Source organism: Streptococcus sp. UMB1203 (genome assembly GCF_030217725.1).
Classification (GTDB): Bacteria; Bacillota; Bacilli; order Lactobacillales; family Streptococcaceae; genus Streptococcus.
Genome location: NZ_JASOOK010000091.1, coordinates 1 through 229 on the forward strand (window position 1 = coordinate 1; position 229 = coordinate 229).

The window sequence follows — 229 nt, forward strand, 5'->3', positions numbered from 1 at the left end:
GTGTTGTACGTCTAATAGTGTCATCATTTTCTCCTTTTTTAAAATCTAAAATATAACTGTTGTGCTGATTGACTCACTTCATAGCCAAATTGCGCTTTTCCAATATCTTTTACGTTTGTCTGAAGCAATTGACTGTCTTGTTTCAATAAAATTTTACCATATTTCATCTTGTTCTCCTTTTTTGATACTACTTTGCAGCGAATTGCTCGCTGCAAGACTATGATTTACT

The 229-nt window shown here is 32.8% G+C and carries 1 protein-coding gene; it reads right to left on the reverse strand.

Translation table 11 applies throughout. The features are described 5' to 3' along the window. Positions 1–38 precede the first annotated feature (38 nt). A complete protein-coding gene (locus QP439_RS09090; RefSeq protein WP_024052016.1) occupies positions 39–167 on the reverse strand; it encodes a hypothetical protein in 129 nt (42 codons plus the stop codon). Between the last annotated feature and the right edge of the window lie 62 nt (positions 168–229).